Source organism: Mycoplasmopsis phocirhinis, assembly GCF_004216495.1.
GTDB classification, from domain to species: Bacteria; Bacillota_I; Bacilli_A; order Mycoplasmatales; family Metamycoplasmataceae; genus Mycoplasmopsis; species Mycoplasmopsis phocirhinis.
Genome location: NZ_CP034841.1, coordinates 630,146 through 646,706, shown reverse-complemented (window position 1 = coordinate 646,706; position 16,561 = coordinate 630,146). Strand labels below are relative to the sequence as shown.

Below are 16,561 nucleotides of genomic sequence, written 5' to 3'. Positions count from 1 at the left end.
TCAATTAAACATTTATAATATAAATTATTAATTGGTAGGAGTTTATACATGAAATATAAAAGAATCCTGGTTAAGCTTTCTGGTGAAGGTTTAGCAAATAAATCTAAATCATTAGCAATTGATTATGAATTAGTTGAAAATATAGCCAAACAACTCAAACAAATTGTTCAAAAAGGTATCCAAGTAAGTGTTGTTATTGGAGGCGGAAATTTTTGAAGAGGTTCAAGTGCTGAAAAAAACGGCATTCCACGTAATCGTGCAGATTACATTGGAATGATTGCCACAATTATGAACACGTTGGCATTACAAAGTGGCTTTGAAGAAGTCGGTTTAAAAACAAGAGTTCAATCTTCACTGAATATTGACCAAAGAGTTGCTGAATATTACATTAATGAAAAAACGATCAAATACTTAGAAAATGGCGAAGTTGTAATTTTTGGTGGCGGAACTGGGCGGCCATATTTCACAACAGATACCGCCGCTACATTATACGCATCTGAAATTGGAGCTGATGTAATTTTAATGGGTAAAAATGGTGTAAAAGGTATTTATGAATCAGATCCAAAAATAAATCCACACGCAAAAAAATTCGACACAATAACCTACGATGAAATTCTTGATCGCAAATTACAAGTAATGGATTTAACCGCTACATCAATGGCCAGAGATAATAATATTGGTTTAATTGTCTTTGACATTCAAGAACAAAATGCTATTTTAAGAGCAATTGAAGGTACAATAGAAAGAACAGAGGTAACAAAATAATGGAACTAGAAATTTATCAAACTACATTTGAAGAAGGAGCAACAAAAGCAATTAATCATTATGAATTTGAACTATCTAAAATTTCAACCGGTAGAGCTAACCCACAATTAATTAAGGGCATAAAAGTTGATTATTACGGAACTCCAACTGCTTTAGAGGAATTATCAACAATTTCAGTACCTGAAGCAGCACAATTATTGATTAAACCTTTTGATATGTCTTCGGTAAAAGAAATTGAAAAAGCAATTTTACACGCTAATTTAGGTGTAACACCAGTAAATGAAGGACACCAAATAAGATTAACATTTCCGGCACTCACAACACAAAGAAGAAAAGAATTAGTCAAAAGTTTATCTAAATTTACCGAGCAGGCAAAAGTAGGTGTTAGAAATGCTCGTCAAGAAGTTATGAAAGCAATCAAATCAGATGAAGAATTGAGTGAAGACGAACAAAAACGCTTCCAAGACTTTATTCAAAGAAATGTAGATAGTAAAATAGATTTAATCAATAAAATAACTGCTCAAAAAGAAAAAGAATTAACTAATTTATAGTTAACCACAATTAAATGAAAATTAACAAATATGTTTTTTATGTCTTATTTAGTATATCGGTAATTCTTTTTATTTTATCTTTTATCATATTTATAACTCTTTCATTATTAGGTAACACATTAAAACAACCACAACCTAAATTAGGTTATTCATTATTGATAACTATTTTTGTTAGTGTGATTTTGTCAATTATTTGCCACATAATATCAATTCCCTTCGCCATAAAATATTATAGATATCGCTTTATAGAATTAAATGACACTAAATTATTACTTTTTAATATTTTTTATGTAATTATTGCAATGTTTGTTATTAAAAAATGAATAAACGAAAAACAAGAGTTAAATTTTAATCAAAATCAAGAAAATAAATAGACACAAATTTTGTGTCTATTTATTTCAATCTAGCAAAGAAAATAAATTTATCTGCTAATTTAATGTTGTCAAATTTATTGAAATTATCCAAATTATTTTTACTAAATTCGTTAATTTTTAATGCACTTGCCACCTCATTAACTTTGTTGGGCATTGTTATTTGCAATGCTCACGACAATGAATAAATACCATTCAATAGACGGTTCAATATTAAATTCAACTCATCAATATTTTGAGTTAATTTTCAAGGAGTTGTTTCATCAATGTATTTATTTAATTTTGACGATAATTCAGTAAATTTTTTATAGGCTTTATCTATTTTAAATTCATCCATTAAGGAACAAAATTCATTGTTAAAATTAAGAATTTCGTGTTCAATTTGTTGATGAATTTTGTTTGTTGAACTTAAATATGATGTACCATTTTCAAACGAATTAGCAATCATTTTAAGTGTACGCGAAACCAAATTTCCGTAATTGTTGATTAAATCTGCATTAACTGTTTCTTTTAATTTTTCCTCACTAAAATTACCATCTTCACCAAAAATAAATTGGCTAGCAAAATAATATTTAATCATTTCGGGATGATAGTGTCGATATAAATAATCTGGTTCTATAGCATTCCCTAATGATTTTGACATTTTGCGACCGTCTTTATCTCTTAATAAACCGTGACTCATAATATGCGTGGGTTGGTTAATATTTATCGCTTGTAAAAACATTGGTCAATAAATAAAATGAAATCTTGAAATTTCCTTGCCTAAAATATGAATTATTTCATCTCCATTTCTTCAATATTTTTCAAAATCACTTCCTGGATTTTGTACATCATAGTTTAGTGCTGTTACGTAATTAAACAAAGCATCTAGTCATACATATAAAGTATGTTTAGCATCCTCGTTAATAGGTATAGCTCATTCAACATTTGTTCTCGTAACTGAAAGGTCGGCTAATCCTTCATTAACAAAATTAGTTTGGATTTCAGCTAAAGTTTTATCAGGTAATAAAAATTTAGGATTTTGGGCAACATACTCACTTCATCATTGTTGCATAGCTGAAATTTTGAAAAAATAACTATCTTCCGTCATTTGCATTAGTTCATGTTTTGATTGTGGATGATAAAACTTACCTTCTATTTGCAAGGCTTGAGCTTTTGTTAAAAATTCTTCATCTTCAACAGAATATAAACCTTCATATTTACCTTTGTAAATAAAATTATTTTTTAAAAACCAACTAAATACGTCTTTAACTACTTTTTCGTGATGAGGTGCGGTTGTGCGTGAAAAATAATCAATTTTAATATCTCACTTTTTTCAAGTTTCAATATAAGCTTGTACTAAATTATCTACAAATTCTTTTGGATTTTGTTTGTTTTGGCTTGCTTTAGATTGTATTTTTTGTCCGTGTTCGTCACTACCGGTTAAAAATTTGACATCATAGCCCATCACTTTTTTATAATTTGCAATAGTACTAGCCATAATTGTGGAATATAAATGTCCAATGTGTAATGGACCAGAAGCATAATAAATTGGCGTGGTTATATAACAAGTTTTTTTCATTTTACTCCCTTACTTTTATTGGTTTATACAATTGTTTAATGGTTGCTAAATATTCATGGTTATTTTTGTCATTGTTGTCGTGAAGGTACAAATTTGGTAAAAAATGTAATCCTCATCCTGACTGGTATCTTGCTTCAATTAAAACTAATTTAGGTTTATCATCAATACGTGGAATAATTAATTGAATTCGTTTAGGTTCAAATTTAAACTTACGCATATGTTCAAAACAATCTACCATTCTTTCAACGGGAATTACTAATGTTAAATATCCTTTTTGTTCAATTATTTTTGAGCTGCCTTCTATAATTTGTTTTAAATTCAATTTAATTTCATGTGTTGCAATCAACATTTCTTGATTCATATTTTTGGATAATTTAACAGTGTCTACTTGATAAAAAGGTGGATTAACAACTATAGATTGGTATTTTTTTTTATTGTTTTTTGTGTGTTGTTTATAAAAAGAATTAAAATCATCGTTAATTACATTTATCTGGTTGCTTTTGTTGTTTAAATCAATATTTTTAATAGCCAGCTGTGCTGCTTTAGATTGAATTTCAATCGCGTCTATATGTAAATTGGAATTTCTTTCACTGATGAAAATAGATAAAGCTGCGTTATTAGTGCCAATTTCAAGCATATTAGTGATTTTTTTGTTTAAAAAAACAAAATTGCCTAATAAAATAGTATCAACTGAATAGTTGAACATTTCTTTATCTTGATAAATATAAAGATTGGAGTCAAAACCGAGTGAGTTTTTAACTAATTTTCTATTTTGCATTTTTCAAATAAGACCTATTAATCTTGCCTTTTAATGCTTTGTAATAATCTTGATAATTTTTCACTAAACACGCGTCTACTTTGCCATTAATAGCATCGCTATTAAGTATTACAACACTTGTTTTATCGCCTAAACGGTATTTATTTTTCGTTTTAAGGCCAACTAATTCAGTTCCTTCTACATTTAACTCATATTCATCATCGCTCATTGTAGATAAATGAACAAGTGCGTTAGTCTTGTTTTCAAATTCTACAAACATTCCAAATTTTAAAACACTTACAATTTGGACATTATAACTTTGGCCAATTTTATTAGCAAAATATTCAGCATACAATAAATCATTAGTATCACGCTCAACTTGCATTGCTTTTTGTTCAGCACTACTATTTAATTCAGCAATTGCAGGTAAAATTTTATTCATATGTTCAATTTTGCTACGGTCATTGTGAAATAAAATATCTCTTATAATTCTGTGCACAATTAAATCAGGATATCTACGAATGGGACTTGTAAAATGACAATAAAATTCACTCGCTAGACCAAAATGACCTATGTTTTGGTTGCTATAAATAGCTTTAGACATAGTTCGCAAAAACATCGTTTGCAAGAAACTATCAAATCTTTGTTTTTTAATTTTTTCAATTACATTTTGAAATGATTTAGGAGTTAAATTTAGATTATCTATTTCTACTTTTATGTTTAAGGAATTCATTACTTGTTTAAATTGATTAATCTTCTCTTCGCTTGGAGTTTCATGAATACGATATAATAGTGGAATTTTATGTTTTGCTAATGTTTTAGCCACTTCTTCGTTAGCACGCACCATAAAATCTTCTATCATTTTTTCACTAGTGCCGCTCTTATTAACAACAACATCAACAACTTTATTGTTTTCATCCAAAATGATTTTGGGTTCTTCTATTTCTAAATCAATATAACCTTCATCATTTTTTACTTTACGAATTTTTTGAGCTAGTTCATACAATGTGTTTAACATTTTGTTTAATAAATTATCATTAAATTTTGTTTTATTATCAATAAATTCATTTACACGATTGTATGTTAATCTATATTTAGAATTTATAATCCCTTGAACAATTTTAGATTTAATAGTATTACCTTTATTATCTATATCAATTAAAATGCTCATTGTAAATCTATCTTCGTTTGGATTTAAAGAACATATCCCATTAGAAAGTTTTTCGGGCAACATTGGAATTACTTGATTTGCTAAATAAGTTGAAGTTCCACGTTTTAATGCTTCTTTATCTATTAGACTATTTTCTTGAACATAATAACTAACATCAGCGATATGAACGCCTAATTGATAATATTTATTATCAATTTTTTTTATTGAAATCGCATCATCAAAATCTTTGGTTGAATCGCCGTCAATTGTTATTACTAATTCATCACGAAAATCAACTCTATTTTTGATTTCATTCTCACTAATTTTATCTGGAATTAAATCTGCTTCATCTAAAACATCTTTTTCAAATTTTTTAGGTAATTCTAGCTCTGTTAATAGTGATTTGACATAACAAAGAGGATCAGAAATATTAGAAATTTTTTCAATGATATCAATGGTTAAAGAGTTTTTTTTATATTCAATAATTTTTGCCACAACAAGATCATCAATTCTGGAATCAACATTGAACTTATTAATATTGAAACTGAAATTTTTAAATTCATTTTTAAGTGGTTTAAAATTCAAAATATTGTTTTTCAATTCAATAACACCATTGATTTTTGAAGAATTTCGCTGTTTAATTTCTACTATTACTGCGTAATTTTTTTGTTCTTGTTGATCAAGTTGTCTAAACACTTTTGCTTTAACTTCATCTCCTGATAAAGCACCGTTAAAATTAGCGGAAGGAACAAAAAAAGATATTTTTTTATCTATTTCAGTTTCTATATCAATAAAGCCAAATTTAGCATCTTTGGCGTACTTTAATGTCCCTTCAATAGTATTCAAATATTCCACTGCAATATAAAATTTATCTTTAAAACAAATTAATTGATTATGTGAAACCATTTTTTGTAATTTTTGAGTTAATGATTTGTTTTTTTCATAAGGAATAGCCAAACCTTTGGCTATATCTATAAAATTTGATTTAGGTTTTAATTTAATAAAGTTATAAATATTTTTTTCGTCTATCATATCTAAGTTAAAAATTTAATTATAAGTGCTAACAAGATTACAAGGATACCCATCGCAAACATTGTTCACTTCATGAATTTTTTAACACCCCTTTCTTTTGAAGTTTTAAATAATTCTAAATCACCCGAACCAACTAAAGCACCCGAAAAACCATTCGAATCTGGCGACATTATTAATGAAACGATAATGATAATTATTGCAACGACAATCAATGCAATTGTTATTAGTAAAACTGTCATTTATACCCCCAAATCATAATTGTATATGTAATTATATATTAAATATAGATATTTTTAATTAAGCAACTTCATTTAATAATATAAATATAAATTTGATTATGTTAGTAAAGTTCTAAATTAATATAGAATTTAATTTATAATAAGATAACTATGAATATTAACAGTTATAAGAAGAAACCTATTATTATTTTTACAGGACCTAGTGGCGTTGGCAAAGGAACAATTGAACAAATATTGTTTAAAAACGAAGAATTAAAATTTAAACTTTCTGTTTCTGTTACAACAAGACAACCACGTCTTGGTGAAAAAGATGGTGTGCATTATTTCTTTATTACTAAAGATAAATTTGAACAAAAAATCGCAAATAATGAATTACTTGAATATAACTATCATTTTGATAATTATTATGGAACTTTGTTTAGTGAAATTGATAATATTCACAACCAAAACAAAATTCCTTTTCTTGAAATTGAAACATTAGGAACCAAAAAAATTTTAGAAAATAAAGAAAATCATGTTAAATACAATATTATCACTGTGTTTATTTTGCCTCCATCATTTGAGGAATTAAAAAACCGAATAATAGGTAGAAATACAGAAACTAAAGATTCAATCAATAAAAGATTGCTTAAAGCAAGTGAAGAATTAAAAGAAAGTAAAATATTTAAATACAACGTGATTAACGATGACCCACATCGTGCAGCACTAGAAATAAAAAATATATTAATGAAAGAGTTATATGAATAATTTTGCCCAATTAAGCGTTAAGGGAAATGTTCGTAATACCAATGAAGATGCTGTTGGTATTTTTCACAAAGATAATATTCACATGCTTTTACTTTGCGACGGAATGGGTGGCCATTATGGCGGCTCGAAAGCTTCTAACATAACTATTAATACATTCAATAAAAAATTTGCCGAAATGATGCCACTTGAAAATCTTGATGTAAATTCTGTTTCTTTGTGGTTTAAATCAATCATTAATCTTGCACGCAACGAAATGAAATCGTTTGCTGATATTGACGAAGCATTTTTGGATATGGGCACTACAGTAACTGCAGCAATTTTTAGCCAAAAACATAGTTTTATCTATATTTTTAATATCGGCGATTCAAGAACATACATACTAACCAAGGGTGGTGATTTAAAACAAGTAACTATTGACCATAATTTATATAATCGTTTAATTAACGAACAAAATTATTCGCAATTAAAAGCAAAAAACGTTAGATATAGCACAGCACTAACCTCAGCATTAGGACCGCTCAAAAAAACTAAAATAGAAATTTTTGACCTTTCTACATCAATTGAATCAATACATAGCATTCTTTGTACAAGCGATGGAATTCATAACTTTTTAGAAAAACCCACTATTGAATTAATTATTAAAAAAGAAGCAGAGCCCAAAAAAATTGTTGAGGTTTTAATTGAACAAGCACTAAATAATTATTCAACTGATAATGCTTCTGCAATTTATGCTTTGCTTTCTAATGTTATAGAATGGAGCAAATAATGCTGGTTAATAAAAATAGTACACTTTTTCACAAATATAAAATTATCACAAAAATTGGTCAAGGTGGTTTTAGTGAAGTTTATAAAGTTGAATTAAATACAAAGCCGGGAATATATTACGCTCTAAAATATTTTTTAGTCAAAAATCAATCTGACGCTGAAACAACAATTAAAAGATTTAAACAAGAAATAAATTTATATAAAAAAATTAAATCACATCGTGTGGCTCAATATATCGATTCGTATATTGGTGATAATGAACAATATTTAGTAACTGAATTCATCGATGGCGAAAATTTAAGAACTATAATTAACAAAAACGGTAAATTAATTTCAAAAACCGCAGCAAATTATGCAATGCAAATAGCTGAAGGAATAAGTGAACTACATAATAGCAAAATAATTCATCGAGATATCAAAAGTCAAAACATTTTAATTACAAAAGATCGCGAAGTCAAAATTATTGATTTAGGTTTAGCACTTTCAGAAGATAGTCAAAGATATACTAAAGATTCAAAATTAATTGGTTCGGTTTATTATATGGCACCTGAATTGTGTAATGTAGATAATTCACCAAATGAAAAAACTGATATTTATGCTTTAGGTATTATGTTATTTGAAATGTTGAGTGGCGAATATCCAATTAAAGGTCGTGATGCTTTTGACACTCTAAATAAACAAAAAAACCAAGCAATGCCTGAAATTACAAAATTAGTTAATACACCGCAAGCGTTGAGTAATATTATTGCCAAAGCAACTGTAAAAGACCCTCAAAAACGCTACAAAACCATGTGAGATATGTATTTAGACCTAAAAACAAGCACCAGTCCAGAAAGATATTACGAAAAGCCATATAACCCCAAAAAAGCAAGAGAGAAAAAAACAATACAAGATATCGTAAATTCAAATAAATTTATTATTTCAGCAATTACTATTTTAACTTTGTTGTTAATAACTGGAATTATAGTTTTAACAATTTTAATCTAGGAGAGATATTGAAAGGAAAAATTTATTCATTAACAGGTGGTAAATATCACATTAAAGATATTAACAATAAAATGCATTTTTTACCCGCTGCTGGTATTTTTAGACATAAAAATATTGAACCAGTAGTAGGAGATATAGTTGAATTCGAAAGTAATGCTTATATAGTAAAAATTCACGAAAGAAAAAACGTTTTTGTACGACCTAAAGTAGCAAATATAGATTCAATTATTGTCGTTATGTCAGTAGTTGAACCTAAATTTCAACCATATCTAGTTGATAAATATTTAGCATTTATAGAGGCGAATGATATTGAACCTATTATTTTTATAACCAAAATTGATTTAGCTTTGAATGAATGGAAGTTTAAATATCTTTCTATGGGTTATGACGTCTATGATATTGATTATCAAGATGATCAACTCAAACAAAAAATTAAACATCTTTTTAAAGATAAAGTCATCTCTTTAATGGGGCAGTCTGGTGTAGGTAAAACAACTTTTATCAATTTTGTAGCTGGAACAAATTTCCAAACACAAAAAATTTCAAAATCAGCCAATCGTGGTAAGCACACAACAAGGATAGTACAAATTATCGAGACACTAGATGGTCAATTAATCGACACACCTGGTTTCTCTAGTTTTGACGTAAATTTAACAAAAATTCAGTTAGCTCAATCGTTTAAACAATTTAAAAGCTTATCAAAAATGTGTAAATTTAAGTCATGTTTACACTTAAATGAACCTGATCAATATTGCAATGTAAAATTAAATGTATACAATGGTAATATTCCTGAATTTAGGTATAAAAATTACTTAAAAATGATGAAAGAGGCAAAAAATGAATAAAAAATATGTAACACCTTCTCTACTAAATGTAGAAATGACAAAAAGAGAACAAATGGCTCAAACTTTAATCAATGAAGGAATAGAATGAATCCATTATGATGTGATGGATGGCAAATTTGTACCAAATAAAGCTATTGAATTAGATGAAATTATTAATATTAAACAAAATTCGCCAAAGCATTTTATGGACGCCCATTTAATGGTTGAAAATCCTTTAAATTATTTAAATGATTTTAAAGATGCTGTCGATATAACAACTATTCATTATGAGGCAGTAGAACACAAAAAATTACTTAATTTCTTAACAAAAAAACACCATGAATATAGAATTGGTTTAGCCATAAAACCTGAAACAAATGTAGAACAAATTACAGATTTTTTACCTTTTGTTGCATTAGTGCTTGTTATGTCTGTTGAGCCTGGAGCTGGTGGACAAAAATTTATGAGTCTGGCACTGGATAAGATCAAAATATTAAAAAAATTGCGTTCTAAATATCAATACCAGTATTTAATTCAAGTTGATGGTGGTATCAATAATATTACCGGGCCACAAGCATTTAAAGCTGGAGCAGATGCGTGTGTAGCAGGAACATTTTTAATTAAAAATCCCACACAACAAACTATTGCTTCTATTATTAAAAATAAAATTAGTAAATAACCAATTATGAATAACGTTTTTATAGCAACAATCACAAATTCCAATCTAATTGCTGTGTTTCTTTCTTCAATTTTAGTCATTTTTCTTGGTTATATATTTACTAAATTATCAATATTTAAAATTCAATGAATCGCGCCGTTTAGCAAAATTGTTCTTGAAATTGCTTTACCGGCAATAGCAATTAAAGGTTTTATGTCTTCACTGACAATTCAAAAATTAAAAGAACAAGCTTGAGTTTTATTGATTTCAATACTATTTTACTCTATACTTTCGTTGCTTTCATTTATATGAATAAAAAAATGAAAAGCACCTGCTTTTATCAATAAAGCAGAACCTGATTCAATTTTATTGTTATTATCAAATTCATCAAATCAGCAACATAATAAACAAAAAATATTGACTATGTGAATGTTGTTAATTTTTGGTTCAACAACCACATTTGGCTTGCCTATTATTTCTGAATTTTATCGTGCTACTCCTCACGAAAATGTATCTATATTGAGTATAAGTTTATTCGGTGTGCCACAACGTATATTTTTATATACTTATTGTCTTATAATGCTGTCCGGTATTAAATTTAACAAAAGCAATTTAGTAACAACAATCAAAAAATTAGCTAAAAATACTACTTTAATCATTACGCTAATCGGATTTAGTTTATGACTTACTCAATTAATTCCTGGGGCAGGTGAACACAGCGAAATAGTATCAAAAACCTTAACTCTAGAAAACAATAAAAATGTGCTTGCGATAAAAAAAGCAAATTACGGTCTTAATTTTTTGCCAATTTATTTTGACGCTGAAGGTAATAAATATATTTACAATATCAATAAATCAATTTATCAATTGACTTTAATTACTCCTACTGGTTGAATAGATGCGGGAGTAACAATGCCATATTTTAGAAACATAGCTAACATTTTAGCCTCACTTTGCACTCCTCTTGTATGATTAAGTGTAGGGATGAAAATGAGTGAAAGTCGCTTTAAAACAATTTTTAGCGATAAATCTGTTTGATTATACACAATCATTAAAATAATATTAATTCCTTTGCTAATGTTAGGAATTATGTATTCATTATATTCAGCAAATCGTAAAGTTGGTGCTATTGAAGCACTTTCAATTGTTGTAATTAGTGCTACTCCTCCTGGTGCTGTGCCTGTTGCTATCGCTCTTTCAAATAATAAAGAGCCTACTTTTACTGCTCGAGCATCAGTTTTTTCTACATTAGCATCAATAATTTTTATACCAATTTGAATAGTTGTGTGTCAATTAATTTTTATTTAAGGCTAAATTTAAATTTGGCTTTTTTATCCCGAGTTTCCAAGTTAGGGGTCATTTTTTAGCGTTTTTCGCCATCTTTATACTAAAGTATAAAAAAATTTTTTTAAATTACAAAATTACATTGTAATTATGATATAATTTAACTATGGAGAAATGGGTTATAACACAATCAAAAAGAAAAGATAAAACATATGTCTCGGTCGCAATACCGGCTGGATTTGGAAAAGGTTATAAAAAATCAATTGGAATAGGTAATTTAGAAACATTAAAAACTTTAAATCTAGACCCTATAAACGCCCTTAAGGTTGCGTGTGCTGATTGAAATACTGAATGAAATAAAGAAAAGATATTATCAAAAGTAAAGGAGGTTTTAGCTCAATCTAAAAAAGAAATCCGAAAACAAAATTTTGGTATAAAAGCATTATATGAATTATGTGATAAAATCAACCCTTTCAAATTGTGTGAAAAAAGCAAATCAAAAAATCTTTTAGATATTGCCAAATATATAATCACTTCACGGATCATCAACCAAGATAGTTTGATCAAAATGTATCAACAAAAACATCTTTATGATTTCAATAATGACTTCAAAAAATCTACTTTTTATAATAGTTTAGATTATGTAACCAATAATAAAAATGAAATTTTAAAACAATTAAATAACTCATTAACTTCAAATGCTAGCCGTGATATTGAAGTGTTGTGATATGACTCAACAACAGTATATTTTGAAAGTTTTGCGAGAAAAGGATTGAGATATCCTGGTTATTCAAAAGACGGAAAATTTAAAGAAGATCAAATAGTAATTGGAATGATTACTGATTGTAATGGAATTCCATTTCATTTCAAAATATTCAAAGGAAATACTGCTGATATGAACACTTTTATACCTTTTATATTGGAAATACGGGATATTTATAATATAAAAAATGTAACAATTGTCGCGGATAGAGGAATGAGCACAAACCGCAACATACGCTTTTTAGAATCTTTAAACATAGATTACATACTCTCTTATCGTTTGAAATCTAGTACAAAACAAAGAAAAGAATACACAATTAACCAAAACGATTATATTCGTGTAAACAAAGATTTTAAATATAAAGAAATAGAATTTATGTCGCTGTGAAAAAACAAACGGTTCAACGGTCATAAAAGAAGACAAATAATGACCCATAGTAAAAAACGAGCAGCAAAAGATTTTAATGATCGTATGCAACTAATTGAAATTTTCAATAAAAAACAAAAAAATGGTAGAGTAATTGAAACAGATTTAATAGCTGCCAAAAAGCATAAATTTTTTAAAAAAATTGGAGCAACTTCTTATTATCAATTAGATTTAGAAAAAATTAGTGAAGATGAACAATTTGATGGTTATTATGTGTATGAAACTTCAAGAATAGATCTTAAGCCATTAGATATTGTTGATTTATATCAAAAACAATGACAAATTGAAAATAATTTTAGAAATTTAAAAAATTGTTTAAAAATTAGACCTATGTATGTTTGGAGTGAAAATCATATTGAAGGTTATATTACTTTATGCTTTATTTCATTGGTTTTATTACAGTATGGTTTAAATATTTTGAATAAATATGTTAAAAAACAAACAAAAATAGACAAAAATTATTCAATTTCCAATTATGTAGACGCTATCAAAAATGCCGAAAAAATTCAAATTTTAATTGATAACAAAATTATTAACGAATACAACATTGAAAATACTGATAATCAAAATGAAACAATGTTATATGAATTAATTGAACAATCAATCAAAAATTACAATGTAATTAAATTATAAAAAATTCCGAAAGTACCTTAAAATGTGGTATTTACGGAATTTTTTAATTTGCAACTTGGAAACTCAGGAAAAACTAAATAAAATTATTAAAAATTCCTTTTTCAAGAAACGAAAAAGGAATTTTTATTTAATGAAGCAAAATTTATGTTTATGTTTTTATTTTTTTTGTTTTTTTGTGGTTCATAAATTAATAATTTTTTTAATTTCATAAGCCACGATTAATATTAGGCCTAGCGATATTGAACTAACAATTAAATGTGGTGTTTTTGTTAAATCACCCATTCTAAAATATTGGGCAATTTGAGGAACTAGTCCAATTAATAAAATTGTAAATGCTGAAAATGAAACTGCAGCTCAAACTAATCAATATTTTTTTAGCGAAGAAATAAAAATTGATTTATCACTCATTAAATTAACAGTGTTAATTCCGCAAGCTAAACCTAATGTTATAAAACCGGCTGAAGAAGCATATAAACCAACATTTAAACCATTTTTAATTGCTATTTCAGCACCAAGTACATATGAAATTAAGGTTGCTAAACTTAATAATAAAGATTGTCATAATAATTCTTTACCCATACCACGCGAAAATAAACTTTCTTTTTTGTCGTATGGGTCACGACTCATAACATCTTTTTCGCTATCAACAAAACCTAAAGCTATGGCTGGCAAACCATGAGAAACTAAATTAATTCATAATAATTGTGAAGCACCAAAGATATAAAATTCGTTGTTAGCGCCAAAATATTTCTTATAAGCAAGAAAAAATGCGATTAAACCAACTAACATTACTATAGTTTCAACAAGTGAAGACACTAGTAAATTCATTATCACAACTTTAATTTTATCGAAAGTTGAACGACCGTTTTTAACGGCTGCTACGATTGTATTAAAGTTATCATCCACTAAAATCACATCAGCTGCTTGTTTAGAAACATCAGTTCCAGTGATACCCATCGCACATCCGATGTCTGAAACTTTTAAAGCGGGAGCATCATTTACACCATCGCCTGTCATAGCAACTACTTTTTCGTGTGCTTGTCAGGCTTGGACAATTCTTAATTTATCTTGTGGATTAACACGAGCATAAACAGAGATATTGGTAATTTTATTTTTTAATTCTTTATCGCTCATTTGGCTTAGTTCATCACCGGTTAAACATAGATCGCCTTGATTATAAATACCTAAATTTGTAGCTATTGCTTTTGCTGTGATTAAATGATCTCCGGTTATCATTACAGTTTTAATTCCAGCTTTTTTAGCACTTAAAACACTTTGTTTTACATTTTCGCGAGGTGGATCAATCATTGCGATTAAACCAATGAATTCTAGTTCATTTTCGTCGTTAAATTGAATTTGTTCTGTGTTTATTTTTTTGCAAGCAACCGCGATAACTCGATATGCATTTTGTGCTCATTGGTCATTAATTTTAATCATTTGTTCTTTATCAATATTTATCGATTTAGAAATTATTACATCTGGAGCACCTTTTGTAATCATATATTTTTGATCATCTATAGTTGTTAAAACTGAGTGCATTTTGCGCTCGCTATCAAAAGGTAAAGTGTATAAAATTGGGTTTTTAGCTATTAAGTTATCTTTTTGTATGCCTAAATCATATGCGAATTTTAACATTCCAATTTCCGTAGGATCACCAATTTCATCAAATGACATTGTTTTTTGGTTGTAATTAATGTATGCGTCACTACATAAACTTATGTATTGAGCTAGATTATTAAATATATTTTTTTGTTTTGATTTTGAAAGAAATTGGTTCGATTTTCAATCAAATGCTTCAATAACTTTCATTTTATTTTCAGTTAAAGTACCCGTTTTATCTGTACAAATTATTGAAGTTGAACCTAATGTTTCAACTGCTAATAAATTTTTAACTAATGCTTTTTGTTTAGTTAAATTTTTGACTCCAACCGATAATAATACAGTGGTGAAAGTTAATAAACCCTCTGGTATAGCTGCAACAGCTAAACTGATTGCTGTTACTGTAGAATGTGTGTAAACATCTAAATTTTTTCACGAACCACTAATTAAATTATTTAGTAATATTTGAATTCCTAAACTAACGAATAATAAAATAATTCCGCCAATTCCAAATAGTTTACTTAATTTATTTAATTTAAGTTGTAAAGGGGTCGCATTTTTTTGCTCTTTTTGAATTAGTGAATTGATTTTACCTATCTGTGTATTAATACCAGTATCAATCACAAGAGCTTTCGCACTACCTTTAGTAATGTAAGTTCCCGAATAAAGTAAATGGGTATTATTAGCTAAAGTTAAATTATCTTCTTGCTCTCAATTGGCAACTTTATGTACTGCTAAATTTTCACCAGTAAGCGAAGATTCAACCACATATAAATTGGCTGCTTCAATTAAACGACAATCTGCGTTGATAGTGTCACCTGCGGCAAAAATGATTAAATCACCTGGGACTAAATCGCTTGCCTTTATGCGTTGAACTACATTATCGCGCATCACATTAGCATAAGTCTGATTAATTTTTTCTAATGCTCTCACTTCGTTATCTGATTTAACCTCTTGGTATGCTCCTAACATTGAATTAAGTGCTACAACCAATAAAATAATTGCGGGCTCCACATATGAAATGGCTAAATCTACACTGTCTTTTTTACCACTTATATGCTCATAAATTGCCAAACCTAAGGATATCATAGCCCCAATCAAAAGTAGAATAATCATTGGGTCAATAAATTGTTTAAAAAACGCAATAAAAGGGTTTATTTTTTTACTTTTTTGTATTACATTTTCGCCATATTTTATTTTTGCTTTTTCAACCTCATTGGTTGTTAAACCTGTATATTTAGAAATTTTTTCCTTGTCCATTTGCCTCCTTAATTTTTAACTAAATTATTATAAATAATAATTATTAATTGATAAAAAAAGTAATAAAAAAATGGCGGAACAGAGAGGATTTGAACCTCCGCGGGTGTTGCCACCCCTACAGCATTAGCAGTGCCGCCTCTTCAGCCTCTTGAGTACTGTTCCGTTTGTGCTTATTTATTATAATAAAAA

The 16,561-nt window shown here is 27.8% G+C and carries 15 protein-coding genes and 1 tRNA gene; 10 read left to right on the top strand and 6 right to left on the bottom strand.

Annotation, left to right across the window (positions count from 1 at the left end; translation table 4 throughout):
* Positions 1-48 precede the first annotated feature (48 nt).
* Genes pyrH through EG856_RS02550 form a run of 3 tightly spaced genes read left to right on the top strand, consistent with a single transcriptional unit; the run spans position 49 to position 1,690 of the window.
* Positions 49-765: a UMP kinase gene (pyrH, locus tag EG856_RS02560; protein WP_130429563.1), complete on the top strand. Its 717-nt coding sequence runs from the start codon at positions 49-51 to the stop codon at positions 763-765.
* Positions 765-1,316: a ribosome recycling factor gene (gene frr, locus EG856_RS02555; RefSeq protein ID WP_130429562.1), complete on the top strand. Its 552-nt coding sequence runs from the start codon at positions 765-767 to the stop codon at positions 1,314-1,316. The genes pyrH and frr overlap by 1 nt, the downstream gene beginning before the upstream one ends.
* Before the next feature lie 14 nt (positions 1,317-1,330).
* Positions 1,331-1,690 carry a hypothetical protein gene (locus EG856_RS02550; RefSeq protein ID WP_130429561.1) on the top strand — a complete coding sequence of 120 codons (360 nt, stop codon included), beginning with the start codon at positions 1,331-1,333 and terminating at the stop codon, positions 1,688-1,690.
* Positions 1,691-1,709: 19 nt separating this feature from the next.
* On the opposite strand, the gene metG is transcribed toward EG856_RS02550, so the two are convergent.
* From metG to secG, 4 genes are read right to left on the bottom strand one after another with little or no spacing between them, the layout of a single operon-like run.
* Entirely contained in the window at positions 1,710-3,248 is a 1,539-nt protein-coding gene (gene metG, locus EG856_RS02545; RefSeq protein WP_130429560.1) for a methionine--tRNA ligase, read from the bottom strand.
* 1 nt (position 3,249) lies between these two features.
* Complete coding sequence (locus tag EG856_RS02540; RefSeq protein ID WP_130429559.1) at positions 3,250-4,026, bottom strand: tRNA1(Val) (adenine(37)-N6)-methyltransferase; 777 nt, start codon at positions 4,024-4,026, stop codon at positions 3,250-3,252.
* Positions 4,016-6,187 (bottom strand): ribonuclease R, encoded by a 2,172-nt coding sequence (gene rnr, locus EG856_RS02535; RefSeq protein WP_198868305.1) that lies wholly within the window; start codon positions 6,185-6,187, stop codon positions 4,016-4,018. Before rnr ends, EG856_RS02540 begins: the two co-directional genes overlap by 11 nt.
* Before the next feature lie 2 nt (positions 6,188-6,189).
* Positions 6,190-6,426, bottom strand: coding sequence for a preprotein translocase subunit SecG (gene secG, locus EG856_RS02530; RefSeq protein ID WP_130429558.1), 237 nt, complete (start codon positions 6,424-6,426; stop codon positions 6,190-6,192).
* Positions 6,427-6,576: 150 nt separating this feature from the next.
* Between secG and gmk the strand changes: the two genes are divergently transcribed.
* The 7 genes from gmk to EG856_RS02495 all read left to right on the top strand — a co-directional run bounded on the left by gmk (position 6,577) and on the right by EG856_RS02495 (position 13,513).
* Positions 6,577-7,173, top strand: coding sequence for a guanylate kinase (gmk, locus tag EG856_RS02525; protein ID WP_130429557.1), 597 nt, complete (start codon positions 6,577-6,579; stop codon positions 7,171-7,173).
* On the top strand, positions 7,166-7,939 hold the full coding sequence (locus tag EG856_RS02520; protein WP_130429556.1) for a PP2C family protein-serine/threonine phosphatase: 774 nt from the start codon (positions 7,166-7,168) through the stop codon (positions 7,937-7,939). Before gmk ends, EG856_RS02520 begins: the two co-directional genes overlap by 8 nt.
* Entirely contained in the window at positions 7,939-8,925 is a 987-nt protein-coding gene (locus EG856_RS02515; protein ID WP_130429555.1) for a serine/threonine-protein kinase, read from the top strand. The genes EG856_RS02520 and EG856_RS02515 overlap by 1 nt, the downstream gene beginning before the upstream one ends.
* Before the next feature lie 8 nt (positions 8,926-8,933).
* Positions 8,934-9,770, top strand: coding sequence for a ribosome small subunit-dependent GTPase A (gene rsgA, locus EG856_RS02510; protein ID WP_130429554.1), 837 nt, complete (start codon positions 8,934-8,936; stop codon positions 9,768-9,770).
* Positions 9,763-10,428, top strand: a complete 666-nt coding sequence (locus tag EG856_RS02505; protein WP_130429553.1) for a ribulose-phosphate 3-epimerase — start codon at positions 9,763-9,765, stop codon at positions 10,426-10,428. The genes rsgA and EG856_RS02505 overlap by 8 nt, the downstream gene beginning before the upstream one ends.
* 6 nt (positions 10,429-10,434) lie before the next feature.
* Positions 10,435-11,715, top strand: a complete 1,281-nt coding sequence (locus EG856_RS02500; protein ID WP_130429552.1) for an AEC family transporter — start codon at positions 10,435-10,437, stop codon at positions 11,713-11,715.
* 142 nt (positions 11,716-11,857) lie between these two features.
* Complete coding sequence (locus EG856_RS02495) at positions 11,858-13,513, top strand: IS1634 family transposase (protein ID WP_130429551.1); 1,656 nt, start codon at positions 11,858-11,860, stop codon at positions 13,511-13,513.
* A 156-nt stretch (positions 13,514-13,669) separates the two neighbouring features.
* Here EG856_RS02495 and EG856_RS02490 read toward each other — a convergent pair whose 3' ends face one another.
* Both EG856_RS02490 and EG856_RS02485 read right to left on the bottom strand, forming a co-directional pair.
* Positions 13,670-16,372, bottom strand: a complete 2,703-nt coding sequence (locus EG856_RS02490) for a cation-translocating P-type ATPase (RefSeq protein ID WP_130429550.1) — start codon at positions 16,370-16,372, stop codon at positions 13,670-13,672.
* Positions 16,373-16,443: 71 nt separating this feature from the next.
* A tRNA-Ser gene (locus EG856_RS02485) sits at positions 16,444-16,534 on the bottom strand.
* Between the last annotated feature and the right edge of the window lie 27 nt (positions 16,535-16,561).